This is a genomic window from Bradyrhizobium retamae (assembly GCF_001440415.1).
Lineage (GTDB): Bacteria > Pseudomonadota > Alphaproteobacteria > Rhizobiales > Xanthobacteraceae > Bradyrhizobium > Bradyrhizobium retamae.
The window spans coordinates 63,747-89,658 of sequence record NZ_LLYA01000192.1 but is presented as its reverse complement, the minus strand read 5'-3'; the positions used below and the strand labels follow the sequence as shown (position 1 = coordinate 89,658).

Genomic DNA, 25,912 nt, shown 5'->3' with positions numbered 1-25,912 from the left:
CATTGTGCTCCACTACCCGTCGACGGATAGCGTGCGCATCCGACCAGCCGGCGTGGACGAGGCCATCACGCCGCTCTGTCCGCTTGAGGACTGGGTATTCTGGCCTCTGCTTGGCGTAACACAGCAGCAGGCCGTCGCGCCCGATGATTTCGCACACAGATGAGGGAGAAATCGTCAATCATGCAGCAACAGACGCAAGCCCTCGTCGATGAGTGGGCTCACACATTCAACTCAGGCAAGGTCACCGATCTGGCCCGCTTCTACACCCCCGGACGCCCGGATCGTGCCGCCCAGACGATCGACCGTCGTCGGCGCGGAGGCGATCTGCACGTTCTTCGCCGATATCCGTGCGCAAGGCTTTCGCGACTATGTCGTCGATCTTGGTGACGTGTTCGCGAAGGATGCCTCTCTGGTCGCGTCGGGCCGCTGGGCACTTCGGGGACTTGGCGGCGGCGGTCCCTACAAGGGCAACTGGCTGAACATATTCGCGCGCGAACGCATGGGCTGGCTTATCGCCGTCCATATGTGGAACTGATTCAGCTCCGATTTGAGAAATGGGGCGAACCTGCACATCAGGAATGCGGGAGATGCCAAGATGACTTTGGTACGGTGCGCGGATTGTGGCCGGGAGATCAGCGAACAGGCGACGGCCTGTCCCGAATGCGGCAGGCCTTTGCAGGAACGAAGTTCCGCAACAGCGGCGAGCGGTGCGTGGGCAGGACGGCCGCCGTACTTCTATGAATACAAGTCACAGACAATTCTGCTCGGTCTGCCGCTCATCCACGTCATGCTCGGCCCGACGTGGCTCGTCGGCTTCAGGCCTGCCCGCGGCATCATTGCGGTGGGCAATATCGCGGTCGGCTTCGCCGCATTTGGTGGGGTTGCGATGGGCTTGGTGGCGTTCGGCGGCATCAGCCTCGGCATCGTATGCATCGTTGGAATGGCGCTGGCGCTGGGCCTCGGGGCCGGCGGAATCGCCACGGGGTATTGGGCCGTCGGCGGGATTGCGATCGGCGTCTACGCGCTCGGGGGCCTCGGGATTGGCGCTCACACCCTGCAGAACGATCCCGATTTGCTCCGCATCCTCGGCGCCCCGCCCAGTAGTTCTCGATGACGCGCGATAGGGCGCCAATGTCTTTGCGATGCGGCCTAGCCGTTTTGCATGATGAGCCGGCCTACCCTGCGATTGAAGGCTGACGGGAGTTGGGTCATTGGGGCTCAATACCTGCCTGCTTGATGATGCGCGACCATTTGGCAGTTTCGGCCCGAAGGAAGGCATCGAGCGCCGCCGGCGTGGCCTGCTCCTGTTCGACCGGCGTCATGCTCAGCTCGGCGAAGCGGTTGACCAGCGGCGGATCCTTGAGCGCCTTTTGCAAGGCGGCGACCAGCGCATCCACGATGGGCTTGGGCGTGTTGCGCGGCGCATACATTCCGTACCAGGTGGTGACGTCGAACGCCGGTACGCCGGCCTCCGCCGCGGTCGGCACGTTCGGCAGAGTCGCAGCCCGTTTCTTGCTGGTAATCGCATAACCCGGAATGGTACCGGCCTGGATATGGGGCGTCGGTCCGGTTGCAGGATCGCAATAGACGTCGATGTGACCGGCGATGATGTCGTTGAGCGCCGGTCCGCCGCCCTTGTAATAGATCGGAGTGAGCTTTGCGTCGATCGCGTTCATGAACATCAGCCCGCACAGATGCGAGGCGGAGCCGAGGCCCACATTGCCGTAGGTGACCTTGTCGCCTTGAGCACGCACATAGGCGACAAGTTCCTTCAGGTCCCTTGCTGGAAAATTCGCTCGCGCCACCAGAAGCATCGGAACGTCGGTGACGAGACCGATCGGCGCGAAATCGCCGATCGGATCGAACGGCAGCTTGGCATAGAGCGCCGGTGCAGTCGCCTGGCCGACATGCATCAGCAGCAGCGTATAGCCGTCCGGCGTTGCCTTGGCGACGCGATTGGTGCCGAGCGTGCCGCCGGCGCCCACGACGTTCTCGATGACGATCGACTGCTTCAGCGTCGCGCTCATCGATGTTCCAAGCAGCCGTGCGATCACGTCGCCAGGTCCGCCGGCCGAGAACGGAACGACGAGGGTGATCGGCCGGTTCGGGTATTCCTGTGCGAAAGCCGGCGGCGCCTGCAACGACAACAGCAACAGCAACAGCAACATCGTTTTGAAGAACTTCATTGCAATTTCCTATCTGCCGTCCGTCTGTCGAGAAGCCGTGGCTGGGACCGGCTATTCCTCCGCCACTGCTTTTTCCTTTTGAGCGGATGATTGCTCGATCATGCTGAGCGCGGCCACCGCGGCCGCCTTGACGTGGTCGACGCAACACTGCTCGGCGAGGTCGGGATCGCCATTCTGGATCGCGCGCCAGATCGCGGTGACCTCGCGCAAGCTCTTGTTGATACGTTTCGGATGCGACATCGAAGTAATTCGCAGCAGCGTAATGCGGTCGTGCAGCGGTCTGAGCATTCGCTCGATGAAGGCGTTCTGGCAGCCGCCAATCATTGCCGCATAAAAATCCGTCTTGGCTTCCAGGGCGGCAGTCAAATCGCCCTCGGCGAATGCCGTCTTCAGCCGCGCCAGCGCTTCCCCGATTCTGCGCACCACGTCCGGATCGCGGAGACGGGCGCATTCACGGCCGGCAAATCCTTCGAGCACGGCGCGCGCCGCGTACAACTGTTTTGCTTCCTCGAGACTGATGGTGCTGACCACCGGACCGCGGTGAGGGACCGTATTGACGAGACCGTCCGCCTCCAACACCCGGAGCGCCTCGCGGATGGACGGCCGGCTCACGCCCATCATCTCGCAAAGTTCCCGTTCGACCAGGCGCTGGCCCGGCTTCAGCCTTCCCGACATGATCGCTTCGCGCAGCTTTTGCGCGACCATCGAGCGAACGGTCGGAACGTCCTCGATTCGAAGCGTGAATTGCAGTTCATCGCGTTTGTTCATCGTCTACCGCCCTGGTACCGGCATCGGTTCAATAGCGATTTACGGGCAGAATCATCATCTCCGCAACGGACATTCGTGGTCATGCGGCGGCCCAGCCTCCATCGATCGGCAGGGTCGCGCCGGTAATGTCCTGTCCAGCCGGGCTGGAGAGAAAGACAACCATCGCTCCGACGCTTTCCATGGCGATGAACCGTCCGCTCGGCTGGCGCGCCGCCAGATAGTCGCGCGTCGTCTCATCAACGGCCCGGCCTTCGTCGGCTGCAATCGATGCAATCTTTCGCTGGATCGCCGGCGTCGGGAGGGTGCCCGGGCTGATCGCGTTGCAGGTGATTCCGCTCGTTGCCGTCTCGATTGCGACGGCCCGGGTCATGCCGAGGACGGCGGTCTTGGTCGTCACGTAGTCGATGCGGTCGGCAATGGCGCGGGTCGAGTAGATCGAGGCCATGTTGATGATGCGGCCCCAATTGCGCGCCTTCATCGCAGGTAATGCCAGACGGATCAGGTGAAACGGCGCCGACAGATTGACGGCCAGCGCTTCGTCCCATCGCTCCGGTACGAAATTCTCGACCGGCGCGAAATGCCGGACCACGGCGTTGTTCACCAGTATGTCAATCGCGCCCAGTTCGAGCAAATCGGCCATCATGGCTTCGATGGATGCGCGCTGCGACAGGTCCGCGGCAACGCTCGTCACCTCGACATCAAAGCGAGACCGAAGCTGGTCTGCCGTCGCTTTCGGTTCGACGAGATCATGAAGGATGATGTTGGCGCCCGCACTGGCAAGGCTTTCCGCCACGGCAAGTCCCAGTCCTGCCGTCGCGCCGGTCACGAGTGCCCGCTTTCCCTTCAGCATCGCGGTTGCGGCTCCGGTTACGTCTTCTGATCCAGCTCGGCGAAGACTTCCCGCGCATTGCGAAAGGCGTCGACGCCGGCCGGCACGCCGCAATAGATTGCGACCTGCATGAACACCTCGCGTATTTCCTCGCGGGTGGCGCCGTTGGTCAGGGCGCCCCGAACGTGAGTCTTGAGCTCGTGCGGGCGATTGAGCGCGCACAGCATTGCGAGGTTGAGGAAACTGCGGGTCTTGTGCGAAAGGCCGTCACGGCCCCACACATAGCCCCAGCAGTACTCCGTCGTGAGGTCCTGCATCGGACGATTGAAATCATCGGCCGTCGCAATGGCCTTGTCGACGAATTCCTCGCCGAGAACGCTTTTGCGAATTTTGAGTCCCCGGTCGTAGGTTGCCTTGTCCATGACGATTTTCCCTGCGGGTTTGCCATTAGCGCTAGCTAGTTCTTGGGCCAGAACGGCTGGGCCAAGGCCAGTTGCGGCGGAAAGACGGTGACGGGTACGCCGGACTGCCACTGCACGATGGTCATGCCGGCGCCGACACGGCGGCCCTTTTCGTCGAATTTGATCTCGCCGAGCGGGTAATATTTTGAGGGGCCGCCGTCCATGGAGCGTAACGCGTCGGCGACCGCGACCCGGTCGGCCTTGCCGGCCTTCTCCAGCGCGTCCTTGATGATCCACATGTCGCCGTAAGTGGAGATCGCGTTCTGCGTCATCCACGGTTCCTTGTAGCGGGATTTGAGCTCGGCAATCAGCGCCTCGTGGCCCTTGGCGCCCCAGCTCGCGACGCAGGTGAGCACGCCCTGCAGCAATTCCGGGCTGACGGTCTGCAGCATGTCGGGCTCGGCGATGGCGATGCCGAACGAAATGGTCGGGATCTTGCCTTGTCCCAGGCCAAACTCGTTCATTTTCTCGAGCAGCAGTTTTGCGTCGGAAATCACGGTCGGCAGGAAGAAGAGCAGGTCAGGCCTTGCCGCTCGGACCTTTTGAACCAGCGAGGTGGCGTCGGCGAGCGGCGGGGTGAAGGTTTCGTCGACGATCAGTTGCAGCCCGTTTTCGGCGAGCAGGCCTTCCCGCATCGACTTCGCCGATGCGACCGATGCACCGGTGTTGTCGGTCACGATCGCAACCGTCTTGGGCTTCTTGCCGGAAGCGGCCTCCGCAAGCTTCACGATTTGCGGCAGGGCCTGCTTGGCCTGTGAGCCGGCGGTCGCAGACGTCTGGAAGACGTATTTGAAACCGCGATCGGTGATCAGGTCGGAGTAGGAGAGGGTGAGGACCGGTAGATTGGCGCGCTCCGTCACTTCGGTGACCGCGAGCGTGAACGAACTCAGATAAGCGCCGCTCGCCGCCACCAAGTCTGGCTCCTGCGCGACCATGCGCTGCGCCGCGTTCTTCGCCTTTTCCGTGGTGTCGCCGGAATCGAGGACGACCAGCTTGAGCTTGGCGCCGCCGAGCGACTTCACGCCGCCCTGCGCGTTGATGTGATCCACGGCCATCTCGGCCCCATGGCGCATCACCAGTCCCGGCCGTGCATAGAGGCCGGAGACCGGCACCAGTAATCCAACTTTCACTTCAGATGGTGCTTGCGCCCATGCACGGGGCGCCACTAGTCCGACTGAGGCTCCGGCAAGCAGCGTTCGTCGCGTAATCTTGCTCATGACAATGACTCCTTGAAAATCTCGAAAGAGGCTTGTTCAGATCAGGAAGACTTCTTCGGCCAGAAGGGCGCCGCCTGCGCGAGATCAGGCGGGTAGACGGTGACGGGCACACCCGACTGCCACTGCACGACCACCACGCCGGCGCCAACGCGACGGCCCTTTTCGTCGAACTTCAACTGGCCGCCGGGATAGTGTTTCGAAGGACCGCCATCCATTGTCCGGAACGCTTCCGCGACCGCGCGTCGATCGGCCTTGGCGGCCTTCTCGAGCGCCAGCTTGATCAGCCACATGTCGCCATAGGTCGAGATGACGTTCTGCGTCATCCAGGGCTCCTTGTACTTGGCCTTGAGCTCGGCGATCAGCTCCTCATGTCCCTTCGAACCCCAGTTTGCGACGACCGTCATGATGCCCTGGACGACCTCGGGACTGACGCTTTGCAGCATGTCGGGTTCGGCGATCGTGATCGAGAACGAGACGGTGGGAATCTTGCCCTGGCCCAGCCCGAACTCGTTGATTTTCTCAAGACCGAGTTTGGCGTCGGATACTGCATTGGGCATGAAGAGCAGCAGGTCGGGACGGGTCGACCTGACCTTCTGGATCAGCGGTGTGGCGTCGGAAAGCGGCGGTGTCCAGACTTCCTCCAGGATCAACTGGAGGCCTTCCTGCGCGAAGATCTTCTCCTTCAGCGCCTTCGCGGTCGCAACAGACGTCGCCGTATTGTCCATCAGCATCGCGACCTTCTTCGGACGCTTGCCCGATGCGTTCTCGGCGAGCTTCATCAGCTCGGGTAGGCCAAGTTCCGACTGCCGGCTCGCGGGTGCCGCGGTCTGGAAGATGTATTTGAAGCCACGCTCGGTGAGCAGATCCGAATAAGAGAGCGTGAGCATCGGCAGTTCGGCGCGTTCGGTGACTTCGGTCACCGCCAGCGTGAAGGAACTGAGATATGATCCGGTCGCGGCGACCAGATCGGTTTCCTGCGCCACCATGCGCTGCGCGGCGTTCTTGGCCTTTTCGGTGGTATCGCCGCAATCGATCACGACCAGCTTGAGCTTGGCGCCGCCGAGCGACTTGATGCCGCCCTGTGCATTGATGTGCTCGACGCCCATCTCCGCGCCCATGCGCATGACTTGGCCGGGGCGGGTATAGATGCCGGAAAGCGGCACGATCAGGCCGACCTTGACGTCGGCCGGCGCTTGCGCCCGCGCGATCGTTGATAGTCCCATGGCGGCCGCGCCGGAAAGCACGGTCCGGCGCGTGAGCGACTTTTTGGATGCCTTGTTGGCTTCTCTTTGCTGGCTCATTTTTCCTCCCAATGGATTGTTTTTGTTACATGCCGAGATAGGCCTTGCGCACGCGGTCGTCCGCGCGCAAGGTTTCGTTGTTGCCTTCGAGCGCGACGCGGCCGGCTTCGAGGACGTAGCCGTGATCGGCAGATTCCAGTGCTTCCGCCACGCGCTGTTCGACCAGCAGGATTGTCAGCTTCGACTGCCGGCGAATCTCGATCAGCCGTTCGAAAATGAAATCGGCCACCGTGGGCGCGAGGCCCATCGAAGGTTCATCCAGCATCAGAAGTTTTGGCGAAGACGCCAATCCCCGGCCGATCGCCAGCATCTGCTGCTGTCCGCCTGACAACGTTCCCGCGAACTGGTCGCGGCGCTCGGCGAGCACGGGCAGCCATTCGAAGATGCGCTCGATGTTGCGCTTCCAGTCGCGGTGGCCTGCTTCGGTCATCGCGCCCATCTCGAGATTCTCCATCACGGTGAGCGAGGGAAAAACCTGGCGACCTTCGGGAACATGGGCGATGCCGAGATGGGGCCGTCGCGCGGGATGAACCGACAACAGGTCGGCCCCCTCGAAGGTGATCGTACCGGCGCTCGGCCGCACGATTCCGGAGATCGTCTTGAACAGCGTGGTCTTGCCGGCGCCGTTCGGGCCGACGATGGCGACGAACTGGCCATGTTCGACCTTGATCGAGATGCCGTTCAGAACTGGAATGGCCGAATAGCCGGCGGTCAGCCCTTCAATGTGGAGCATGGGCCACCCACTTCTTGCCGAGATAGGCCTCGATGACGCGGCTGTCGCGCGTGACGGCTTCCGGCTCGCCCTCCACAATGACGGCGCCATGGTCGAGAACGAGGAAACTGTCGACCAGGCGGACCATGGCCTGCATGGTGTGCTCGATGATCGCGATCGTCATGCCGTCGCGGGCGAGACGCTGGATCACCGCCACGACCTCGTTGGCTTCGTCATGCCCGAGGCCTGCCAGTGTTTCGTCGAGTAGCAGGATTCGAGGCTGCCCGGCGAGCGCGCGGGCCAGTTCCATCAGCCGTAGCTCCTTGGTCGTGAGCTCGCCGGCAATCCGGTCGGCAATGTCGGACAGACCGACACGCGCGATCGCCTCGGTCGCCAGCCGCCTCGCTTCGGCGTCCGTCCTGGCGCGGACATAGGCGCCCACCACGACATTGTCCGAAATCGACATACGCAAGAACGGGCGCATGATCTGGAAGGTCCGGCCGATACCGGCCTCGCAGAGCTCGTGCGGCTTGCGGCCTGACTTGTCGCGCCCGTCGAGGAGAATCTCGCCGGTGCCGGGTCGCAGGAATCCGTTCAGCAGGTTGAACAGCGTGGTCTTTCCGGCGCCGTTCGGACCGATGATTCCAAGGATCTCGTTACGCCGCAGTTTGAAGCTGACGTTCTGGACGGCTTTCAGCCCGCCAAAGGACCGCGACAGGTTGCGGACGTCGAGCACCACTTCACCCGCGCCCCTGGATCGTTCCGGACGGGACGGCTTGGCGATGGTCGCGGCAGGCTGAACTGGCGCGCTCGGGCTCGCTACAGCGGGTGAGGTCACTCGCTTCCGGAAGAAATCGCGCAGTTTCCAGAACAGTCCTTCTGGCGCAACCAGGATGACGGATATGATCGCAAGGCCGAAGATCACGCCTTGAATGCCGGGAAAGCGCGAGCCCGCCTCGGCGTTGAGCGTTTCGGCAAGCGGGATCAGGATCACCGAGCCGATCACCGGTCCCCAGACCGTTCCGACCCCACCGAACATGGCGACCGTCAGCGCCTGCGCGGAAACCAGCATGCCGAACACCGATTGCGGGGTCACCACCAGCAGCACGACGGCATAGAACCCGCCGATTGCCCCGGCAATCGCTCCGCTGAGGGTGATGGCGCGCAGCTTCCAGGCGAGCGTGTTGATGCCGGCTGCCTCGGCCGCGGCTTCGTTTTGCTTGATCGCCAGCAGCGCCATGCCGAACCGCGATTTTTCGATCACTCGGGTGAGCAGGATCGTCGCCAGCATCATGGCGAGCGCCAGCAACGTGTAGAGACGGGGATCCGCAAATTGCATGTAGGCGATCGGATTGTCGCGCTTGATCGGCAACGTGACTTCCTGGAAGCCGAGCCATTCGAACACGTAGAGAATGGCGAGCGGATAGGCGAGCATCGCCAGCGCGAAGTAGTGTCCCGACAGCCGGAATGTTGGAAATCCGATCAGGAACCCGGCGATGCCGCCGAGCATGGCCGCAATCGGGATCAGCATCCACGGCGAAAGATCGAAATAGATCTGGCCGAGCGCAGTGGTGTAGGCGCCAATTCCGAAGAACGCGGCGTGGCCGAACGAGATCAGGCCGGTGTATCCGCTGAGCAGATTCCAGGACAGGCCGAACACCGCCCACACCGGCACCAATGTCATCACCAGTTGGTAGTACGAATTGGTGACGCTCAGCGACAGCACGGCATAGAGCGCTGTGAAGATCAGAATGGGGAGGAGCGATCGCAGGTTCTGCATCGTCACGTCCTCTCGACCATGCGCCCGAAGAAGCCTTGCGGACGGAAGAAGATGATCAGGAGGAAGACGACGAAGATCGCGGCGTTCTGCAGTTGCGTCGGCAGCACCAGCGTCGACATCTGTTGCACCAGGCCGATAGTCATGCCGCCCCAGAAGGCGCCGATGATGCTGCCCATGCCGCCGAGCACGACGCCGGCATACATGACGATGACGTATTCGACGCCGACAAAGGGATGAAATGGATAGTTGGTGGCGAGCAGGCCGCCGGCAATCGCGGTAATGCCTGTGCCGAGCGCGAAGGCAACGCGGTGCGCGCGATCGACGTCGATCCCCATATAGGTTGCCGCCGTCGGATTGTCGGCTGCGGCCCGCAGCGACTTTCCGAGCCGCGATCGCGTGATCAACAGTGTCAGCAGGATCATCGTTACCAGCGAGACCACGGCGTCGATGCCGCGCGCCTTGTTGACGAAGACACTGATGTCATTGAGCAGCGGCCCGAGCTCCCAGGCCGAGCTCGACAGCGGTGTGCGGATCGACGCCAGCACCGAACCGAACACGATCAGGCCGCCGTTCTGCAGGATCAGCGCGATCCCAAGCGTCAGAATGAGCTGGGCGTAGTGACCTTCACCCTCGAGGGAGGTGGTGCGCGTGCCCGATACGCGCGAAATCAGGACGAGATGGATCGCGTAACCGAACACCGCGAGCACTGGACCGGCAAGGAGAATCGCCACGAACGGCCCAAAGGTGTTGCCGAAAGTGGCTTGCACGCCGAGCGCGGTGAAGAAATAGAACGCCGCATACATGCCGAGCATCATGAAATCGCCCTGGGCGAAGTTGATGACCCGCATGACCCCGAAAATCAGGCCGAGCCCGACACACATCAGGCCATAGACCGCACCGATCAGAAGTCCGGCGGTCAAGGCCTGCAGAAAGCCTTCCAGCGCTGCGGTCACCGCTCACCTCGCATCACAGGGAAGTACGTTGGCCCTGGGCTTGCTGCCGGCATCGTCGGCTCCGGTTTGTTCATTGCATCCCCCATTTTCGTGTTCCCAATCATCACGATGCTGGCCGGAGCAGCCGCTCCGCTGGTTCAAGCCGGCACTGTTTGGCGATGACGCCGCTGTCCGGGAGCCGTTCGCAGCCGTCGACAAGCTCCTCCAGACCGCGCGCGCGATTGCCGCCGATGGCGTCCGTGGCGGCCTGCCGAAAGCGGGTGCGGATTTTCTGCGGCGTGGCCGCTATGACATTGTCGAGGCGTCGCCGGATCGTCCTTCCGTTACGCAGGCCGATCGAGACTTCGGCGCCCTGCTGCGCCGGGAACGCGGCGGTGAAGGCGGAATCGCGTTGCAGCTCGGTCCGCTCGACCAGACGCAGGATTCTGGGATCATTGATCTCTGCGTAGTTGTTCTCTTCGATGGCGCCGCGGGCAAGCACGGCGGCGACGCTGAAGGGAATGCTCATCTTGGCTTGCAGCGCATTCCGGTAAGGCCCTCGGGAATCACAGCCGGGATAGCGCGCCGCCGCTTCGGGAACGTGGATCGAAACGGCCTCGATGTCTTCCGGATCCTCGATCTCACGAGCCGCCCGCAACGCGGCCTGCGCGGCGGTTTGCGCAAAATTGCAGGCAGGCACCGGTTTGTTGTAGACCGCCATGATTTCGGGCTCCGAGCCTGCAAACAGCCGAATGCCGGCAGGCGCGGCCCGGCGTCGGTAGGCCGCAAACAATCCAGCTTCGCCTTCGAGGATGGTTTCCGAGGCACAGGCGCCGGCTTCCGCCAGTTCAATCGCTGCGATGGCGTTGCGGGCGGCAAAGCCCGGATGGAAATACATCTCCGAGCCGCCGGCATGCGGCCACTCGTTCAGGCCGGACGATGTATTGGCGGCAATCGAAACCGCGCTCGTCGCTGCATCTTCGGTGAGACCCAGCGCACGGCTTGCCGCGAGGGCCGCTCCCAGCGGTGCAACAAGACCTGTCGGCCGATAGAGGCGTGCCAGATCGGCGTTGAAGAGGGCGCGCCCGATCTGCGCGCCGGCCTCATAGCCGACGATCGCAGCGGCGAGCAGGGTGAGGCCAGACAGCGGCGTTCGCTCGGACAGAGCGAGCAGCGTCGGCCAGATCACGACGCCATGATGGCAGATGCTGGCAGCGTGCATGTCTTCACGCACCAAGCCATGGCCGAGCGTCGCATTGGCAAAGGCCGCGTCGCCCGGCGTCGCAAGCTTGCTTGTCCCGATGATGGTTGCGCCGTTCTCGGTGTGGCGTGCGATGCCGATCGCCTGACGGCCCCACGGATGACGCGCCTCGAATGCGCAGGAGAGAAAGTCCAGAAGGCAAATCTTGGCCTTGGCGACGACGCTTTCCTCGAATCGGACGAAATCGACGGCGAGCGAAGCGCGGGCCAGTTGCCGCGCCAGAGGCGCCTCGTTCGATCCACTCGACCCGATTGTCACTGCAATCGTTCCTCGCTCGGCTTTTCCAAATCTTAGCCGCGCATTTCCACACCGGCCCACTCTTCAAGGACCTTCGCGATCGAGGTGAAATCGGATGACGCGCCATATTTGGCGTTGGTGATGGCAAGCATCTGCCGAACCACGGATCCGCACACCATCGGCACACCCATGGCCTCGGCCTCATCGATGCAAAGCCGCACGTCCTTGTAAGAAAGGCCGGTGGTGAAGCCGAAATCGAACGTGCCGGGAAGCACGGCGCGCGGGAACTTGTCTTCGGATGCGCTATTGCGGCCGCTGCTGGCATTGATGATGTCGATCAGCACCTTGGCGTTGACACCGCCCTTGACGCCCATCGCAACCGCTTCCGACGTGATCACCAGGGCGGCTGCCGCCATCAGATTGTTGGCGAGCTTTGCGGTCTGCGCCGTGCCCGGCTTGTCGCCGGTATAAAACAGCTTTCCGAAGTGTTTTAAGATCGGCTGCACCGTCTGATAGGTGTCCTTGGGACATGACACCATGACCGCAAGGGTGCCGTTCACCGCGCCCTTGATGCCGCCGCTGACCGGAGCATCCACCAGCGTCAGGTTTCTGGGTTTGAATCCTTCTGCGATCAGCTTGGCCGCACCGGGGCCACTGGTGGACAGGTCGATCACGATGCGGGCGCGGTTTCCCGCAATGATTCCGTCAGGCCCCAGCGCGACGGCCTTGACGATGTCGGGGGTCGGCAGGCTCGCGAGCACGATATCTGCGGACGAGGCAACCTCGGCAGGCGATTTTGCAAGGCGCGCCCCGCGCTCGACGAGCGGCTTGCTGGCCTCGCTCTGTGTGTCGTAGACGCACAGGGCATAGCCGGCATCCATCAGTCGCCCGGCCATCGGCCCGCCCATGCGGCCCGTTCCCACGAAGCCGATCGTCTCTCCCGCCATCGTCTCGCTCCCTGTCGCACCGCCTTAGGGCGGGTGTTCGTTGTTCTTGTTGCGGCAGGGCTCCCGGCCGCGTTTCGTAGAATGTCCGGATTGTCAGTCAATCTGTCAAGCATAAGATTCCTATCGACACGACACGGTGCGCCGGAATAGGGTCGAAAAAAACGAGTCCGAGGAATTCGCTCCGTGCGGCAGGATGAAGCGCAAGGCGCCAGCACAACGCTCGCCGATTTCGTTGCCAGCACCGCGTGGACGGATGTCGCGGCGCAAAGTCACGAGGCGAAGCGCTCGATCCTGAATTTCTTCGCGACCGCGCTAGGGTCGGCGCATGATCCTGCCGTTACCGGCGCGGTGCGGACGCTATTGCCATTCAGCGGCGCTGCGACATCCGCGATCATCGGCCGTCGGGAACGGCTCGATGCGATGGGCGCGGCGTTCGTCAACGCCATTTCGGCCAATCTGCTCGATTTCGACGATACCCATCTCGATACGATTATTCATCCAGCGGCGCCGGTCGCAGCGCCCGTGCTGGCGTTGGCGCAAGCGCGAGGGTTTTCGGGACAAGCCGTTCTCACCGCATTCATTCTCGGCGTGGAAGTCGAATGCCGCGTCGGCAACGCAGTATCCCCGGGACATTATGCGCGTGGCTGGCATATCACATCGACCTGCGGGGTGTTTGGCGCCGCCGCAGCCTGTGCCTGGTTGCTCGGGCTTTCGGCAGGCCAGATCGCAGATGCGATCGGAATTGCGGCCAGTCAGTCCGCGGGGATTGTCGAAAATCTCCCGACCGCGGCCAAGAATGTCAGCGTCGGCAATGCGGCGCGCAATGGCCTGTTCGCGGCGTTGCTCGCGGCCGAGGGCTATTCCGCTTCGCCGCGGGCCATTGAAGGGCGGCTCGGCTGGGCTCGCGCCATGGGAGACGAGCCCGATGTCGGGCGCCTGACGGGTGGTCTCGGCAGGACTTGGGAGATCGCGAAGAATACCTACAAGCCCTATCCGGCGGGTATCGTGTTCCATGCCGTGATCGATGCCTGCTTCAAGTTGCGGGCAGAATTGCACCGGCGTGTCGATGATATCGGCTTCATCACGGTGCAGGGCTCTGCGCTCCTGCTGGCGCGCGGCGACCGTCCGGTTCGCAACGAACGCGACGCACGCGTCAGCATTCACCATTGCGCCGCCTGCGCGCTCTTGCTGGGTGCTGCCGGTGTCGCCGAATTCTCGGACGCGGTCGTATTTCGGCCTGACATCGCGGCCTTGCGTCAGAAGGTAGGGGCGGTGCTTGACGCGTCGCTTCCGGATGGCGCCGCGCGCGTCACGATCCAACTGACGTCCGGAGAGACGTTTAGCGAGATTGTGATGGCTGCAAAGGGCAGTCTTGCCGACCCGTTGTCGGATGGCGATATCGAAGCGAAGTTGCGCGATTGCGCGCGGCTAGGTGGAAGCGATTGGGATATCGATCGCATCATCGACGACGTTTGGCGTCTCGACACGCTGGCCGACGTCTCGAGCCTGATGAGGACGCATGGCTGAGCCGCGCTTCTTGGAAGACCGTACTCACACAATGGAAGGAACCGACGATGACTGAGTTGTTCGATAAGGGATTGAAGGTCCGCAAGGAAGTGCTTGGCGAAGAGTACGTCAACAAATCCATCGCAGGCGCTGACGAATTCACCCGGACGATGGCGGAGTGGTCGACCGAGTTTTGCTGGGGGGCGTTGTGGACGCGGCCCGGACTCGACCGCCGCACCCGCAGCATCGTCAATCTGGCGATGCTGGGAGCGCTGAACCGGCCCCACGAACTGAAGCTGCACGTCAAGGGAGCGCTGAAGAACGGCCTCACCAAGGACGAGATCAAGGAGATTCTGCTTCAGGTCGCCGTGTATTGCGGCATTCCCTCAGGGATAGATGCGTTCCGAAACGCGCGGGAGGCATTCAACGAAGTTGAAACGAAATCCTGACCATGGCCGAGCAGGAATACGAACTCTTTGCCATCCGTTATGCTACTCGCGATGCGCGGCGGAGCGAGCATTTCATCGGTGGCGATCCGCATGATGGGCCAATGCCAATGGACTATTTCATGTGGGTGGCGAGGGGCGGGGGTCGTACCTTCGTCATCGATACCGGATTCAACGCGGAAGTATCGAAGAAGCGAAAGAGGACGTTCCTGCGCTGCCCGGTGGAGACGCTCGGCGCGTTCGGCATCAATGCGACCGAGGTCGAGGATGTCATCCTGACACATTTGCACTACGACCATGTCGGCAATTTCGACCGCTTCCCCAACGCGCGCTTCCATCTGCAGGAGCGCGAACTGACGTACGCCACGGGGCGCTTTATGCGATATCCGAGGTTATCGCATTCATTCGAGGTCGATGACGTCTGCGGGATTGTACGGCTGAACTATGCGCGGCGTGTCTTATTCTATGATGGCGATGCCGAGCTCGCTCCCGGGCTTACGATACACGCGGCCGGCGGCCATTCCGCCGGGCTCCAGTTCGTTCGGGTTAAGACCCGCCGAGGATTTGTCGTACTCGCCTCCGATGTCAGCCATTTTTACGAGAACATGGCTGCTGAACGTCCGTTTACGACCGCGCTCCACATCGGCGAAATGCTGGAGGGCTTCGACCGCCTGCTGGCACTTGCGCCGGACGAAAGCCATATCGTTCCAGGGCACGATCCGCTCGTGATGAAGCTTTATCCGCCCCCAGGCCCGCAGCTCGAGGGCGTCGCCGTGCGGCTTGATGTGCCGCCATCAGCCGCCGCGCCCGTTCGCGCCGACTTTCTTTTGCGGCATTAGCCTGGCATCGACCGATGGCTCAGCCTTACGACTGTCAAGGAGCGCTCAGCCGTTCGGGGGCACCGGCCATGCGACTTGAAGCCGCCAAGGCAGAATGGAACCAACGGGTTCGTCAGGCGTCGAATCCCTGCCTCTGGCACACCCCCCAAAATTCAAGCCGGAGGAAAACCTACCACCTAGGCTGGCGGTCCTGATGCGCGCACTTGGCGCGAGGACCGTTTGCGACCGAAGGAGGAGCAAATGAGCGATCGCATATCCGAGCGGAGGACGCCAACCGCGGCCGAACGGGAAGCTCGAAAGGTGTTCAGAGACGTGGACGCCAAAGTAGCACTTTCCGAGTATCAACGCGCCCAACAGGCGCTCCATGCAAACCGGGAGCGATTGAAAGCAGAGCGACTGGCCCGCGAGGCGGCCTCGGATCAGAAGGCCAAGACTTGATCGGAGAGGACATCGCCCCGCAGCGAGGGCCCTGTTCTCCAACGCGCCCTACGAGTCTGGGTAGGGCAACAATGCTTTGGTTGTCAAACGAAATGCGCCGATCGGAGAACGCGTGCGCATAAGATGATAGCGACGCAAGCGTCATCACTCGCCCGCTCCGAGTTGAGCGATGGTTAGAGGCCCGACGTCAGTTGCGTCGCCTTTAGTCGCAGCGGCGCTCCTTGCGTTTGATCATGCGGCCATCGTCTCTTTCAACTGTGGTGGTCACGGTACGACAGCGTTGTCCCGGACCGATGGTGACACCGCCTGGGCCGACGCCTACTGTGGTGCCGGAGCGTCGGCGATGGTCTCTATCGTAATCGTAGTCGCGGTCCCGCCCGACCTGAACGTCGACGCCTTGGGCCTTGACCGGAGTGACAGTCGGAGTAGTCGTCAGCACCGCTGCGGCTGCCGCCACGGCAATAGCGATTTTCATCATGTGACAGTTCCTTCCTCATTGTAATCGAAGAGAACGGGTCGGGGCGCAGAGTGTTCCACCGGGGCAGCCGAGCGCTTGTTGGTGCGGGGGATGCTGCCACCGCTGTTGCGCTGCACATTCGGGTCAGACCGCGCGGCTATGCGTCGCTGCGGAATGGGCAAGATGGGTATCGAACGCCGGACGCGACGTTCCGAACCAGGAATTCGGCGCCATCGCTGATCGAAAGCCGATCATCGACCATCGTCACAGCGCCGTCGGCGATGAGGCTCTGATCCGTGAGTGGTCGACGATTGCGCGCCTCAGCCTGCCGTCCTGCTTCGCGATGGCGATACTGTCGCCGGGAAGCGCGAAGTGATCGAGGCCGATGCGGACGTAGCCTGCGTCCAGCAAGGCTTCCGCGATCGTTTCGGACTGGAGGTGCTGCTCGATGCTGTCGGGCAAAGAGTCCTCCGCGATCTTGCGCTGATGCTTCTTGAACGAGGGAACATGGGCATAGCCGAACACTGAAAAGCGGTCCGGCCGAAGCTCGACGCATCTGGCGACGGTGCCGAGGCACGATTCTACTGTTTGTAGCGGCAACCTGTAGAGCAGGTCGAAATTGATCCGACGGACGCTCACCCGGCGCAGGCGCTCGACGGAAGCTGCGGTTTGTTCGAAGCTCCGCAGCCGATTGATGGCGCGTTGGACCGCGGGTCGAACTCTGGACGCCCAAGCTCGCGCGGTTGACGCCGCAGTAGCCGAGCGCTTCCGTCATCGGCTCTGTCAGCGTACGCGGGTCGATTTCCACGGCGATCTCGGCGTCGGGAAGCACGAAAAACGAATAGCGTAGCGCACCGATGAGGTCCACGAACGCCTCGGGAGACATGATCGTTGGCGCACCGCCGCCGAAGTGAACATGCGAGATCGGCATTCTCTGGCCGATCGTCTCGGCGACAAGATGCGCTTCAGTGCGCAGACCCGCTACATAGGTCGCGAAGACGAGACAGGGACTACCGATCTGGACGGCCTAGAAAAGCAAAAGGTCAGAACTGCGCCCTGCGCCGCATCGCACAAAGGCCTTGTACCGGCTACCGATTGCGCAAATGGAACTTTCAACTCCGAATTAAGTTTAGATTGCTAGTGGTGAGTTGGGAGCAATCAAGCCATGGCGTTCGGAGGTATGTTAGCGTTGACGCCTTCTCTTATCATTCTGGCAGCATCGCTATGGAACGCTCCTGAGCTGGAGGAGATGGAGTAGCTAGAATCTACCTGATTCCGCTCGTCACCCCCTCTACACCTCGCAGTTCTCCCGATCATATCTCAAATCGATCCTGCTCATTATCGTGAGAGTCGCATTATGAAGAGTGATTGGAGGTCTCACTGGGAATCTATGACGATCGATGAATTGTTTGCGCTCCGCGGATTAATGCTAGACGTCCTCTGCGCGAAGCTGAAGGCCAAAAGAGCCGAGCTCAAGCGTAGGTTCTCAATCAGCCGTCGAGCATATCGGGCCGCCGAAGTCTCGCAATCCCTAGTCACTTATTCAGACGCGGAACTCATTGCTGATCGGAGGCAGGGCGGCTGCTGGATGGACCGGCTCTTGGCCGCGCTTTGCCGCCTCCGCTGATCGCACCATTTCTCTGAGTTTCTGAACTTCAGCCATTCGGCTGTGAAGATCGGTCGAGATTTGCAAAAGACGATGTGTCCGTACTTCAACCGGCTGTTTCATGTTGCACCCCTACGCCCGCACACACCTGACAATATCAAGACAATATCAGGCTATTCTTTCTTGGTCGTGACAGTCTGCATTCAGGTTCACTTAGGGCGGAAAATACCTCGGAGGACGTTTCTCGTCGCCTCCGGGACAAGAATGCGCCCGCTGCTCTGTTACAAAACCGCCGGTATCAAATTACTTGTCCGATGGCATTTTCATTCTAAACTGAACCGATTAAATCCCAGCGGCACCTAAACACCAGAAGCCGTGCCAGTCGCCGGTGCTGTCTATGCAGCCCCTGCGGCGATTTTCTCCAAGCCCTGGTGTTCGCATGGTGTCGCGGAGGGGGCAGATCGCTGACGCCGTTTCGTTCCGGGCCGATGCCGACCAACAAAACGCAATTCCGCAGAATTCGAGAGACGAGGTGAAACTGAGGTCGGAAAGCCCGGCAACGAGAACGCCTTGGCTATAGCTCTCGCCGGCATGAACGGCGCGCCGTGCTAATGGCGGAGGCCGAATTAGACGTCAGCGTGAAGTTGAATGGGCGGCTTCAGTAGGGCCGAATCCGACGCAATAGCTGCCGACCGGGCGCCGGAGCAGAGGCCTTCACGAATGACCATGGCACAGTGCGGTCTATGTAGCATTACGCCCCGGCATTAGCAGCAGGATGGGTGCACAGGACGCTGGCCGCATGCTTCGCTGTACTGCTCGTGCTGCCGACCGATTGCTGCGACCAATCCTAAGTTTGCGAGGTAGCGATCTTTTCAAAGGAAAGAGCAAGCCGGCGACTTCCGCTCGCAAGCGAATTAGCTCTTTATATTGTACTCTTAGATCATTATTTTGACAAAGTAATTCTATGTCGCGGCTGTGCTTAGGCATAATTCAACCCCTACATAACTAAAAACAAAATGCACCAATAACTAAACAAAATTCTGGATACAGCGAGTGGTTCCATAACCGGAACCGTTTATGGGCATTTTGGCCGCGATTTTACTTCACAAAATGCTCACTACGCTTTTTACCTCACTTTAATCCGAAAGCAAACGTTGGTTTATTATTAAAATAGCGGAGAAATAACGGAAGCCTGTGCATGAGAAGTAATGATGGAGTTAGCCATGAAACGAATCGATCTCGAACGGATGAGTACCGACGACCTTTGGTCGCTGCATGTTGAGATCTCTCAATTGTTGCAGCAAAGAATCCAAGCGGAAAAACTGCAGTTAGAAGAGCGTCTGAAGCTGCTGGAAGCCCCAGTGTCAGGGCGCCGGGCCTACCCCGCGGTACCCCCGAAATATCGCAATCCTGATCAGCCGTCCGAGACTTGGGCCGGACGTGGCAAGCAACCGCTTTGGCTGGTAGCGCAGTTGCGCTCGGGTAGGCGTATCGAGGATTTCAGAATTAAGAAGGCAGTCAATAGACGATAAGCCGCCGCCCGATAAGGCTAACTCCAAAACCTTATGCAAACGCAACGCCTTCTGGGTTGTACCGTTCGAACCACGCTTTCGCTACCTCCGCGTTTGCGAATAGCTTGAGATGTACCTGGTTCCCCACAGCGGCTTGCGAGTGTCGACGTAGATCCACACTGTCATTGGATTTATATCCAGTTCGCGTTTGAAGCTGCGACAGATCACAAACAACACGGGATTCAGACTGCCGGTTGCTGGCCGCAAAGCCTGCCGGAGCTGCCGATCAGTTGTGCTTGCATGGGCGGCGCATGGACGGTGAGGCGTCGCATAAAAACTCTGAGGCTCATCCGCTGGCGGGCGTTCGCGCTGCATCGCACACACAATCACGAGGAAAGTCGCACCAAGCGGCCAACTGTTCGCATCGCATAAATGCCTTGATATCGGCATCGGCACGTCAAGATTTGAGCTGTCAACTACAATTTAATTACGAGCAGTTAGGTTCGTGAGTGGGGAATTGGGAGCGATCCATGACCACTTTGCAAGCCGTAGCATTTGGAGCCACGCTCGCGTGGATGCCATCTCTTATCATCCTGGCAGTTTCGCTATGGAATGTTCGCGAGCTCGACGGAATGGAATAGTCGGGCAGTTGCCGAATACCGGGCATTGGCCCTCTATCGAATCATAGAACTCCTCATTACAATCGATAGTCGTTTCGACTCATGATTGTGGGGCGCGTCATGAAAAGCGAATGGGAATCCATGACGATCGATGAGCTGTTTAGGCTCCGCGAGCTGATGCAAGATGTCCTCAGCTTGAAGCTGAAGGCCAAAAAGGCCGATCTCGAGCGTAGATTGCAGATTCTCGATCAACCGTCGAGCGATGTAGGGCAGACGAAGTCGCACAATCCCTAGTCGCTTATTCAGGCGCGCAGCTCATTGCTGACGGACTGCAGGCTGCTGGATGGACCGGCTCTTGGCGTCCGCCTGGTTGGACGCGCAGCTCATTTGATGTGATGAGGCATAGCCTTTAATTTTCGAAAGCGATGCCGAGCAATTCGCCATCCCGCCAAACTAGGCGGCACTTTCGGATAGTCTCAAAATTGTCGAAGGTCAGCTCGAAGGTGCTCGGCAGTACCGATAGATTGTGTGTCCGAAGTCTTGCGCCACAATCCGAGATGTCAATGACCTTGCAGCCGCGCGCGCCGGGCTGCCCCTTGAAGAACAGCAGCGCGCCTCTCCCGATACCTGCCCTGCAAACTGCTCGTCGATCGTTTCGAGGACTCGATATCATTCTCCGTCCTCATCGTACTCGATGAATTTCTTGTATTTCCAATGGCGGCCGTCATGTCGACGCCATACGCGCCCGCGCACGAGACGGCCGGTGATGGATCGCCTGGGAAGTATCACGGTCCAAAGATGCCAGAATTCCGCGCCTGCTGGCTTGAAGCTTTGCGTTTCCGGGGGATCAATTGCCGTGAACATGGAGCCGTCTCCGCGCAGTTTCGTTAGCGGCCTCATACCCTAACGAAGTCGCCGAGCGGCGGGCTGAACTGACTGTGGGCCGCCCGGCGGCTTCGCCACGTTGCGCCGGACGGGGGCAATTGTCCGGCGTCGTGCACGCTATCCGCCCGATGATCGAGAGCAATAGAATTCGTTCGTTAAGCTTGATACGGGCGGTAAAGGTTAAATCGGGAACAGCGGTGGGTGGGGAGTTCAGGATCATCGCGCACCTTCGTTCGTGTCGCTTCCGTAATGTTCATCCTGCGAGTCTGAAGATTTTCGCCGCATCTGAGTGACGTCGTCTCGTCGCGCAGTCTTGGAGGCGTGTTGACCTCTACATCTTACCGACGGCTTCCAACCCTTCGCGCCCGAACCCGCGATTTCGTCGGATATCAAGCAGTGGGGCGATGACGTGCGTTCGCCTGACCTGAAGCCGAAACTGACCTGTACGGCCTGTGGGCGTCTGGCACTGATGTCAGACCTCCTTTTTCAAACACGCCCGCAAAAGTCGCTTCAGTTGCAAACAACACGCGATTCGTATTGTCTGGTTGCGGGATTCAAGACCTGACGCTGCGAGCATTGGGAGCGGCCAACGGGTGGCACCTGCATCGGCGGCGAAATGGATGGCGGTGTCATTTCACAGACCGACAAGGGGCAGGCGGGCGGAATATCGGTGCTGGTTGTGCATCGCGGTACCAGGCGACCTTCAACGCATTGGCAAATGCATCTTGCCTCAGCGGTGAGGGTGAAAAAAGAGCTCGCGACAACAACCAAGGCTAATCGGTTTCCTGTCATTAATCTCTCTTCAGTTTTCTTCGCCCCGATGAGCGTTCGCGCTCATGCTAGCGGTTCAGCGCACACGAGACACCAACGCTAGCCAGTAGCGTGGGTTCAGTATACTTCGATCACCAACACTAGAATTTCCATCGAGGCCTGATGGGATCAACTTCGCTCCGCTCTGAGGAGTGTCAGTGAGTCGATGCAGGCTGTGATCACATCACAAAAAGCGACCTCCCAAAATTTGGAGGACCACTTACCTCAGGCGGAAGACCCGCCTCAACTTGAGATGAAAGAACGGTCAACAAACAAGAAACGCCCAACGCACGCTGAGATAATGTTTAATATATCAAATATAGCAGGGTTAGACAGTGGCTTCCATGGCCTTGAATTGGGATACGGAAACTAACAGCATGCCCAAGGGAAGGCGGATCTGGTACAGTCGGCCCCTGCCAGGCGACCTCACTTCCTTTCGAGCCACCTGCGCCGTCGTTCGTTTGAGGCGTCTTGCAGCTCTGGTGCGAGCGGACGTTGGTCGCCGGCTGGTGTACTCCGCTCACCTATTCAATCCGATCCGCTTCGCGGTGTATCCCCGGTTCGCAATCGCCCGCCACCATGGTTGGTGGTCGACGTACCAGCGCACTGTCTTGTAGATTCCAGTTTCGAAATCCTCTTCCGCACGCCATCCTAGCTCTCGCTCGAGCTTGGAGGCATCAATTGCATAGCGGCGATCGTGCCCGGGGCGGTCAGGAACAAAATTTATAAGATTTCGGTGGGAGCCGCTCGGGTTCGGGCTGATCTCGTCGAGCAGGTCGCAGATTCGTTCGACCACGTGCAGATTGGTGCGCTCGTTACGGCCACCGATGTTGTAGGTCTCGCCTATACTTCCCCGCTCCAGGACCAGACTCAACGCCTTGGCGTGATCCTCGACATAGAGCCAATCGCGGATGTTCTTTCCGTCGCCATACACGGGCAGGGACTCGCCCGCCAATCCCCTGATGATCATGTGCGGGATTAGTTTTTCGGGGAAATGGTAGGGTCCGTAGTTGTTCGAGCAGTTTGTGACCAGCGTCGGAAGTTCGTAGGTGTGATGCCACGCGCGTACCAGATGGTCTGATGATGCCTTGCTGGCGGAGTAAGGAGAGTTCGGAGCGTAGGCTGTTGTCTCCGTGAAGAACCCCTCGTCCCCAAGTGAGCCGAACACCTCATCTGTGGAAATGTGCAAAAAGCGGAAATGTTTGCGCTTCTCGCCCGAGAGCGAGCGCCAGTGGCGCAATGCTTCCTGCAAGATTGTGAAAGTACCGACCACGTTGGTCTGAATGAATTCGGCGGGTCCATCGATCGATCGATCAACATGACTCTCGGCGGCGAGGTTCATCACTGCATCTGGCTGATATTTCTCGAATAGGCGACGAAGGCCGAGCCCATCGCAAATGCACTGTTTCTCAAAGAAGTAATTCATGTTCCCGGCCGTGCCGGGTAGCGATTCAAGATTCGCCGCGTAAGTCAGCTTATCGATGTTGACAACCCGTGCGTGTGTGTCTTGCAGCAGATGCCGTACGACTGCGGATCCGATGAACCCCGCGCCTCCCGTAACGAAGATTGTCCAGCCTCGAAACCGCATGTTCAGTTTGCTCCTATGTCCCGCATCTACCGTCTGAAGGAAGCGGCTACAGATTTCAGGTATTCGCCATAGCTGCTTTTGGCGGTCTTCTCGGCCAAAGCCTCAAAGGCTTCGAGCGAGATGTACTCCTGCCGCAGCGCGATTTCTTCCGGGCATGCAATGCGCAGGCCCTGGCGTTGCTCGAGGACCTGGACGAAGTTGCTGGCCTCTACGAGAGAGGAATGCGTCCCGGTGTCGAGCCACGCAAAGCCACGGCCTAGCGCCTGCACATGGAGATCGCCGCGTTCCATATAAGTCTTGTTGACGTCGGTGATCTCGAGCTCGCCGCGCGCAGATGGCTTGAGCTCGGCAGCAATCTTCAGAACGTCATTGTCGTAAAAATATAGTCCTGTGACGGCCAAATTTGACTTTGGCTGCTTCGGCTTTTCCTCGATAGAGAGCGCGCGGCCGTTGCCATCGAGTTCAATGACCCCATATTGCTCGGGCGTCTTGACGATATAACCGAAGACGGTCGCACCCTTCCTACGGGCAGTCGCATTCAAGAGCAGCTCAGCCAGGCCGTTGCCATAGAAGATGTTGTCGCCAAGCACCAGCGCAACCGGATCATTGCCGACGAAGTCGCGACCGACGATAAAGGCATCCGCTATCCCGCGTGGAGACGCCTGCGTGAGGTAGGAAAAACGCAGTCCGAGCTGCGAGCCATTGCCCAGGAGGCGCTCGAATAATGGCTTGTCCTGGGGGGTAGAGATGATCAGGATATCCTGGATTCCGCCCAGCATGAGGGTCGAGAGTGGGTAATAGATCATCGGCTTGTCGAAGACCGGCAGCAGTTGCTTCGAAACCACTGTCGTGACCGGATAGAGGCGGGAACCCGTGCCTCCGGCGAGAATAATGCCCTTCATAGGCCCTCACAGATTCAATTAACTTAATCATATTAAATATAGTACATTTAATATAGCATATTAAAATGGTATTGGTTGGAAAAAATTGGTATTTGGCTAACGTGAAATGTTGCTCGGTCGGACAAGATGAACGTTATTGCGACAGCGCTTCCCGAAGTCCTAATCCTGGAGCCGAGGCTGTTTGGCGATCAACGCGGTTTCTTCCTGGAAACCTACCAAATGCCGCGTTATGCAAAGCACGGCATTAGCCTTCCATTTGTGCAGGACAACATGTCCCGCTCCAGCCATGGAGTGTTGCGTGGGCTACACCTGCAAAACCCCTTCACCCAAGGTAAGCTCGTCACTGCATTGCGCGGCCGGGTCCTGGACGTGGCGGTGGATGTGCGGGTGGGGAGCCCGCGTTTCGGACGCCATGTTGCCGTAGAATTAAGCGAGGAGAACCGACGACAATTGTGGGTTCCCCGTGGCTTCGCACATGGCTTTGTCGTCCTATCTGAGACCGCAGACTTCTTCTACAAGTGCGACGATCTTTACAGCCCCAAGAATGAAGTCTCCATCCGCTGGAATGACCCCGCGATCGGTATAAATTGGGGCATTGAAGCTCCCTCGCTTTCAGCCAAAGATGCCGATGCCCCGCTGCTGAACGACGTCAAGAATCTGCCGATGTATGGACAAGTCTGATGCGGATCCTGTTGACGGGAGCGAGCGGCCAGGTCGGCGGCACATTGCGTCCCTTGTTAGCTGCCCAAGGCACAGTTATAGCCCCGTCGTCTTCCGAATTTGACCTGTCGAAGCCGGCAACGTTAACGGACCGGCTCAAGGATTTCAGGCCCGATCTTATCGTAAATCCGGCCGCCTATACTGCGGTTGATCGCGCCGAGGAGCAGCGCGAGCTTGCGTTCCTCGTTAATGCCAAAGGGCCCGAGGTCATCGCGCAATGGGCAGCTAAGCATCGCGTGCCACTCGTTCACTTCTCTACAGACTACGTTTTTGACGGCTCTGGTGATGCGCCACGTCGCGAGGACAGCCCCACGGGCCCAATCTCCGTCTATGGCGCGAGCAAGCTCGCAGGGGACATGGCAATCATAGCGGCGGGTGGGCCGTATCTGATCGCGCGCACGTCGTGGGTGTATGCTGCCAAGGGTAGCAATTTCCTCCGTACCATCGCGCGCCTAGCTTCCGAGCGCAAGGAACTGCGCATCGTCGCGGATCAAATCGGAGCGCCAACGACGGCTCGAGCGATCGCGACGGCCATAGCCGACATCGTACTGCCAAACCTCGCAAACCTGAATGATCTGTTCGCGCGAAAGGGTGGCGTGGTCAACCTCGTTTGCGCTGGGGAAACTAGCTGGCACGAATTTGCAAGCGCCATTGTCGAAGGGCTGAGATACAGAGGCCTCAAACTCGAAGTCGAAACCATCGTTCCAATTTCCACCGCCGACTTTCCGACGAAGGCCAAACGGCCAAGCAATTCGCGCCTCGACCTGACTCGCCTCAGGGACGAGTTCGGTGTGGTCATGCCGAATTGGCGAAATGCATTGGCGCTGGAGCTTGACGGTTTCGTCGCAGCAGATGACGTTTCATTCCCTCGATGAAACCGCCCGTCGGCCCCGCCTGCCTTTTCCCGCTCGGCCCGGCAGTTCGGATACGAACGGCAATTCCAACGCCGTCCG

25 protein-coding genes and 1 pseudogene are annotated in these 25,912 nt (G+C 60.0%); 10 read left to right on the top strand and 16 right to left on the bottom strand.

From position 1 onward, the window contains the following. Window positions 1–283 precede the first annotated feature (283 nt). Window positions 284–535 (top strand): hypothetical protein, encoded by a 252-nt coding sequence (locus CQ13_RS32695; RefSeq protein WP_057846909.1) that lies wholly within the window; start codon window positions 284–286, stop codon window positions 533–535. A 60-nt stretch (window positions 536–595) separates the two neighbouring features. Beyond that, window positions 596–1,114: a zinc ribbon domain-containing protein gene (locus tag CQ13_RS43705; RefSeq protein ID WP_156434047.1), complete on the top strand. Its 519-nt coding sequence runs from the start codon at window positions 596–598 to the stop codon at window positions 1,112–1,114. A gap of 94 nt (window positions 1,115–1,208) precedes the next feature. Here CQ13_RS43705 and CQ13_RS32685 read toward each other — a convergent pair whose 3' ends face one another. The 11 genes from CQ13_RS32685 to CQ13_RS32635 form a co-directional block, all read right to left on the bottom strand. Next, window positions 1,209–2,186 (bottom strand): tripartite tricarboxylate transporter substrate-binding protein, encoded by a 978-nt coding sequence (locus CQ13_RS32685; RefSeq protein WP_057846907.1) that lies wholly within the window; start codon window positions 2,184–2,186, stop codon window positions 1,209–1,211. A 51-nt stretch (window positions 2,187–2,237) separates the two neighbouring features. Beyond that, on the bottom strand, window positions 2,238–2,954 hold the full coding sequence (locus CQ13_RS32680) for a GntR family transcriptional regulator (protein WP_057846906.1): 717 nt from the start codon (window positions 2,952–2,954) through the stop codon (window positions 2,238–2,240). 79 nt (window positions 2,955–3,033) lie between these two features. Continuing rightward, on the bottom strand, window positions 3,034–3,804 hold the full coding sequence (locus CQ13_RS32675; protein WP_156434046.1) for an SDR family oxidoreductase: 771 nt from the start codon (window positions 3,802–3,804) through the stop codon (window positions 3,034–3,036). Window positions 3,805–3,821: 17 nt separating this feature from the next. After that, window positions 3,822–4,205 carry a carboxymuconolactone decarboxylase family protein gene (locus CQ13_RS32670; RefSeq protein ID WP_057846905.1) on the bottom strand — a complete coding sequence of 128 codons (384 nt, stop codon included), beginning with the start codon at window positions 4,203–4,205 and terminating at the stop codon, window positions 3,822–3,824. 35 nt (window positions 4,206–4,240) lie between these two features. Further along, complete coding sequence (locus CQ13_RS32665) at window positions 4,241–5,461, bottom strand: ABC transporter substrate-binding protein (protein ID WP_057846904.1); 1,221 nt, start codon at window positions 5,459–5,461, stop codon at window positions 4,241–4,243. Between the two features lie 41 nt (window positions 5,462–5,502). Then, window positions 5,503–6,762 carry an ABC transporter substrate-binding protein gene (locus tag CQ13_RS32660; RefSeq protein WP_057846903.1) on the bottom strand — a complete coding sequence of 420 codons (1,260 nt, stop codon included), beginning with the start codon at window positions 6,760–6,762 and terminating at the stop codon, window positions 5,503–5,505. Window positions 6,763–6,787: 25 nt separating this feature from the next. Beyond that, window positions 6,788–7,495: an ABC transporter ATP-binding protein gene (locus CQ13_RS32655; protein ID WP_057846902.1), complete on the bottom strand. Its 708-nt coding sequence runs from the start codon at window positions 7,493–7,495 to the stop codon at window positions 6,788–6,790. Beyond that, window positions 7,482–9,254: a branched-chain amino acid ABC transporter ATP-binding protein/permease gene (locus CQ13_RS32650; RefSeq protein WP_197427518.1), complete on the bottom strand. Its 1,773-nt coding sequence runs from the start codon at window positions 9,252–9,254 to the stop codon at window positions 7,482–7,484. The genes CQ13_RS32655 and CQ13_RS32650 overlap by 14 nt, the downstream gene beginning before the upstream one ends. A gap of 2 nt (window positions 9,255–9,256) precedes the next feature. Beyond that, window positions 9,257–10,207, bottom strand: a complete 951-nt coding sequence (locus tag CQ13_RS32645; protein ID WP_245309480.1) for a branched-chain amino acid ABC transporter permease — start codon at window positions 10,205–10,207, stop codon at window positions 9,257–9,259. A gap of 103 nt (window positions 10,208–10,310) precedes the next feature. Next, window positions 10,311–11,705 (bottom strand): MmgE/PrpD family protein, encoded by a 1,395-nt coding sequence (locus tag CQ13_RS32640; RefSeq protein ID WP_057846900.1) that lies wholly within the window; start codon window positions 11,703–11,705, stop codon window positions 10,311–10,313. 32 nt (window positions 11,706–11,737) lie between these two features. After that, window positions 11,738–12,631 carry an NAD(P)-dependent oxidoreductase gene (locus CQ13_RS32635; protein WP_057846899.1) on the bottom strand — a complete coding sequence of 298 codons (894 nt, stop codon included), beginning with the start codon at window positions 12,629–12,631 and terminating at the stop codon, window positions 11,738–11,740. A gap of 183 nt (window positions 12,632–12,814) precedes the next feature. On the opposite strand from CQ13_RS32635, the gene CQ13_RS32630 reads away from it, so the two are divergent. From CQ13_RS32630 to CQ13_RS32615, 4 genes are all read left to right on the top strand, one after another. Further along, window positions 12,815–14,158, top strand: coding sequence for an MmgE/PrpD family protein (locus CQ13_RS32630; protein ID WP_057846898.1), 1,344 nt, complete (start codon window positions 12,815–12,817; stop codon window positions 14,156–14,158). Between the two features lie 47 nt (window positions 14,159–14,205). After that, complete coding sequence (locus CQ13_RS32625) at window positions 14,206–14,586, top strand: carboxymuconolactone decarboxylase family protein (protein WP_057846897.1); 381 nt, start codon at window positions 14,206–14,208, stop codon at window positions 14,584–14,586. Window positions 14,587–14,588: 2 nt separating this feature from the next. Beyond that, a complete protein-coding gene (locus CQ13_RS32620; protein WP_057846896.1) occupies window positions 14,589–15,422 on the top strand; it encodes an N-acyl homoserine lactonase family protein in 834 nt (277 codons plus the stop codon). Window positions 15,423–15,662: 240 nt separating this feature from the next. After that, the gene (locus CQ13_RS32615) at window positions 15,663–15,860 is read left to right on the top strand and encodes a hypothetical protein (RefSeq protein WP_057846895.1); all 198 of its coding nucleotides are present in this window, start codon (window positions 15,663–15,665) and stop codon (window positions 15,858–15,860) included. Window positions 15,861–16,062: 202 nt separating this feature from the next. On the opposite strand, the gene CQ13_RS32610 is transcribed toward CQ13_RS32615, so the two are convergent. The 3 genes and pseudogenes from CQ13_RS32610 to CQ13_RS43700 all read right to left on the bottom strand — a co-directional run bounded on the left by CQ13_RS32610 (window position 16,063) and on the right by CQ13_RS43700 (window position 18,046). After that, window positions 16,063–16,338 carry a hypothetical protein gene (locus tag CQ13_RS32610; protein ID WP_057846894.1) on the bottom strand — a complete coding sequence of 92 codons (276 nt, stop codon included), beginning with the start codon at window positions 16,336–16,338 and terminating at the stop codon, window positions 16,063–16,065. A 294-nt stretch (window positions 16,339–16,632) separates the two neighbouring features. Beyond that, a pseudogene (locus tag CQ13_RS32605) lies at window positions 16,633–17,335 on the bottom strand (radical SAM protein); the annotation flags it as partial. A 525-nt stretch (window positions 17,336–17,860) separates the two neighbouring features. Further along, window positions 17,861–18,046: a hypothetical protein gene (locus tag CQ13_RS43700; protein ID WP_156434045.1), complete on the bottom strand. Its 186-nt coding sequence runs from the start codon at window positions 18,044–18,046 to the stop codon at window positions 17,861–17,863. A 1,100-nt stretch (window positions 18,047–19,146) separates the two neighbouring features. Here CQ13_RS43700 and CQ13_RS32595 point away from each other — a divergent pair. Together CQ13_RS32595 and CQ13_RS32590 are read left to right on the top strand one after the other, a co-directional pair. After that, complete coding sequence (locus CQ13_RS32595; protein ID WP_082637788.1) at window positions 19,147–19,455, top strand: H-NS histone family protein; 309 nt, start codon at window positions 19,147–19,149, stop codon at window positions 19,453–19,455. Window positions 19,456–20,195: 740 nt separating this feature from the next. Beyond that, window positions 20,196–20,348, top strand: coding sequence for a hypothetical protein (locus CQ13_RS32590; protein WP_156434044.1), 153 nt, complete (start codon window positions 20,196–20,198; stop codon window positions 20,346–20,348). 1,921 nt (window positions 20,349–22,269) lie between these two features. Here the strand turns inward: CQ13_RS32590 and rfbB are convergent. Together rfbB and rfbA are read right to left on the bottom strand one after the other, a co-directional pair. Continuing rightward, entirely contained in the window at window positions 22,270–23,337 is a 1,068-nt protein-coding gene (gene rfbB / locus CQ13_RS32575) for a dTDP-glucose 4,6-dehydratase (RefSeq protein WP_057846890.1), read from the bottom strand. A 26-nt stretch (window positions 23,338–23,363) separates the two neighbouring features. After that, entirely contained in the window at window positions 23,364–24,239 is an 876-nt protein-coding gene (gene rfbA / locus CQ13_RS32570) for a glucose-1-phosphate thymidylyltransferase RfbA (RefSeq protein WP_057846889.1), read from the bottom strand. Between the two features lie 126 nt (window positions 24,240–24,365). Between rfbA and rfbC the strand changes: the two genes are divergently transcribed. Together rfbC and rfbD are read left to right on the top strand one after the other, a co-directional pair. Further along, a complete protein-coding gene (rfbC, locus tag CQ13_RS32565) occupies window positions 24,366–24,920 on the top strand; it encodes a dTDP-4-dehydrorhamnose 3,5-epimerase (RefSeq protein WP_057846888.1) in 555 nt (184 codons plus the stop codon). Then, window positions 24,920–25,834 (top strand): dTDP-4-dehydrorhamnose reductase, encoded by a 915-nt coding sequence (gene rfbD / locus CQ13_RS32560; RefSeq protein ID WP_057846887.1) that lies wholly within the window; start codon window positions 24,920–24,922, stop codon window positions 25,832–25,834. Before rfbC ends, rfbD begins: the two co-directional genes overlap by 1 nt. The last annotated feature ends 78 nt before the right edge of the window (window positions 25,835–25,912 follow it).

Coding starts and splice junctions, on each gene's coding strand:
- CQ13_RS43705 (WP_156434047.1), top strand. CDS start 596: ATGACTTTGGTACGGTGCGCGGATTGTGGCCGGGAGATCAGCGAACAG.
- CQ13_RS32685 (WP_057846907.1), bottom strand. CDS start 2,186: ATGAAGTTCTTCAAAACGATGTTGCTGTTGCTGTTGCTGTTGTCGTTG.
- CQ13_RS32680 (WP_057846906.1), bottom strand. CDS start 2,954: ATGAACAAACGCGATGAACTGCAATTCACGCTTCGAATCGAGGACGTT.
- CQ13_RS32675 (WP_156434046.1), bottom strand. CDS start 3,804: ATGCTGAAGGGAAAGCGGGCACTCGTGACCGGCGCGACGGCAGGACTG.
- CQ13_RS32670 (WP_057846905.1), bottom strand. CDS start 4,205: ATGGACAAGGCAACCTACGACCGGGGACTCAAAATTCGCAAAAGCGTT.
- CQ13_RS32665 (WP_057846904.1), bottom strand. CDS start 5,461: ATGAGCAAGATTACGCGACGAACGCTGCTTGCCGGAGCCTCAGTCGGA.
- CQ13_RS32660 (WP_057846903.1), bottom strand. CDS start 6,762: ATGAGCCAGCAAAGAGAAGCCAACAAGGCATCCAAAAAGTCGCTCACG.
- CQ13_RS32655 (WP_057846902.1), bottom strand. CDS start 7,495: ATGCTCCACATTGAAGGGCTGACCGCCGGCTATTCGGCCATTCCAGTT.
- CQ13_RS32650 (WP_197427518.1), bottom strand. CDS start 9,254: ATGCAGAACCTGCGATCGCTCCTCCCCATTCTGATCTTCACAGCGCTC.
- CQ13_RS32635 (WP_057846899.1), bottom strand. CDS start 12,631: ATGGCGGGAGAGACGATCGGCTTCGTGGGAACGGGCCGCATGGGCGGG.
- CQ13_RS32625 (WP_057846897.1), top strand. CDS start 14,206: ATGACTGAGTTGTTCGATAAGGGATTGAAGGTCCGCAAGGAAGTGCTT.
- CQ13_RS32620 (WP_057846896.1), top strand. CDS start 14,589: ATGGCCGAGCAGGAATACGAACTCTTTGCCATCCGTTATGCTACTCGC.
- CQ13_RS32615 (WP_057846895.1), top strand. CDS start 15,663: ATGAGCGATCGCATATCCGAGCGGAGGACGCCAACCGCGGCCGAACGG.
- CQ13_RS32610 (WP_057846894.1), bottom strand. CDS start 16,338: ATGATGAAAATCGCTATTGCCGTGGCGGCAGCCGCAGCGGTGCTGACG.
- CQ13_RS43700 (WP_156434045.1), bottom strand. CDS start 18,046: ATGAAACAGCCGGTTGAAGTACGGACACATCGTCTTTTGCAAATCTCG.
- CQ13_RS32595 (WP_082637788.1), top strand. CDS start 19,147: ATGAAACGAATCGATCTCGAACGGATGAGTACCGACGACCTTTGGTCG.
- CQ13_RS32590 (WP_156434044.1), top strand. CDS start 20,196: ATGACGATCGATGAGCTGTTTAGGCTCCGCGAGCTGATGCAAGATGTC.
- rfbB (WP_057846890.1), bottom strand. CDS start 23,337: ATGCGGTTTCGAGGCTGGACAATCTTCGTTACGGGAGGCGCGGGGTTC.
- rfbA (WP_057846889.1), bottom strand. CDS start 24,239: ATGAAGGGCATTATTCTCGCCGGAGGCACGGGTTCCCGCCTCTATCCG.
- rfbC (WP_057846888.1), top strand. CDS start 24,366: ATGAACGTTATTGCGACAGCGCTTCCCGAAGTCCTAATCCTGGAGCCG.
- rfbD (WP_057846887.1), top strand. CDS start 24,920: ATGCGGATCCTGTTGACGGGAGCGAGCGGCCAGGTCGGCGGCACATTG.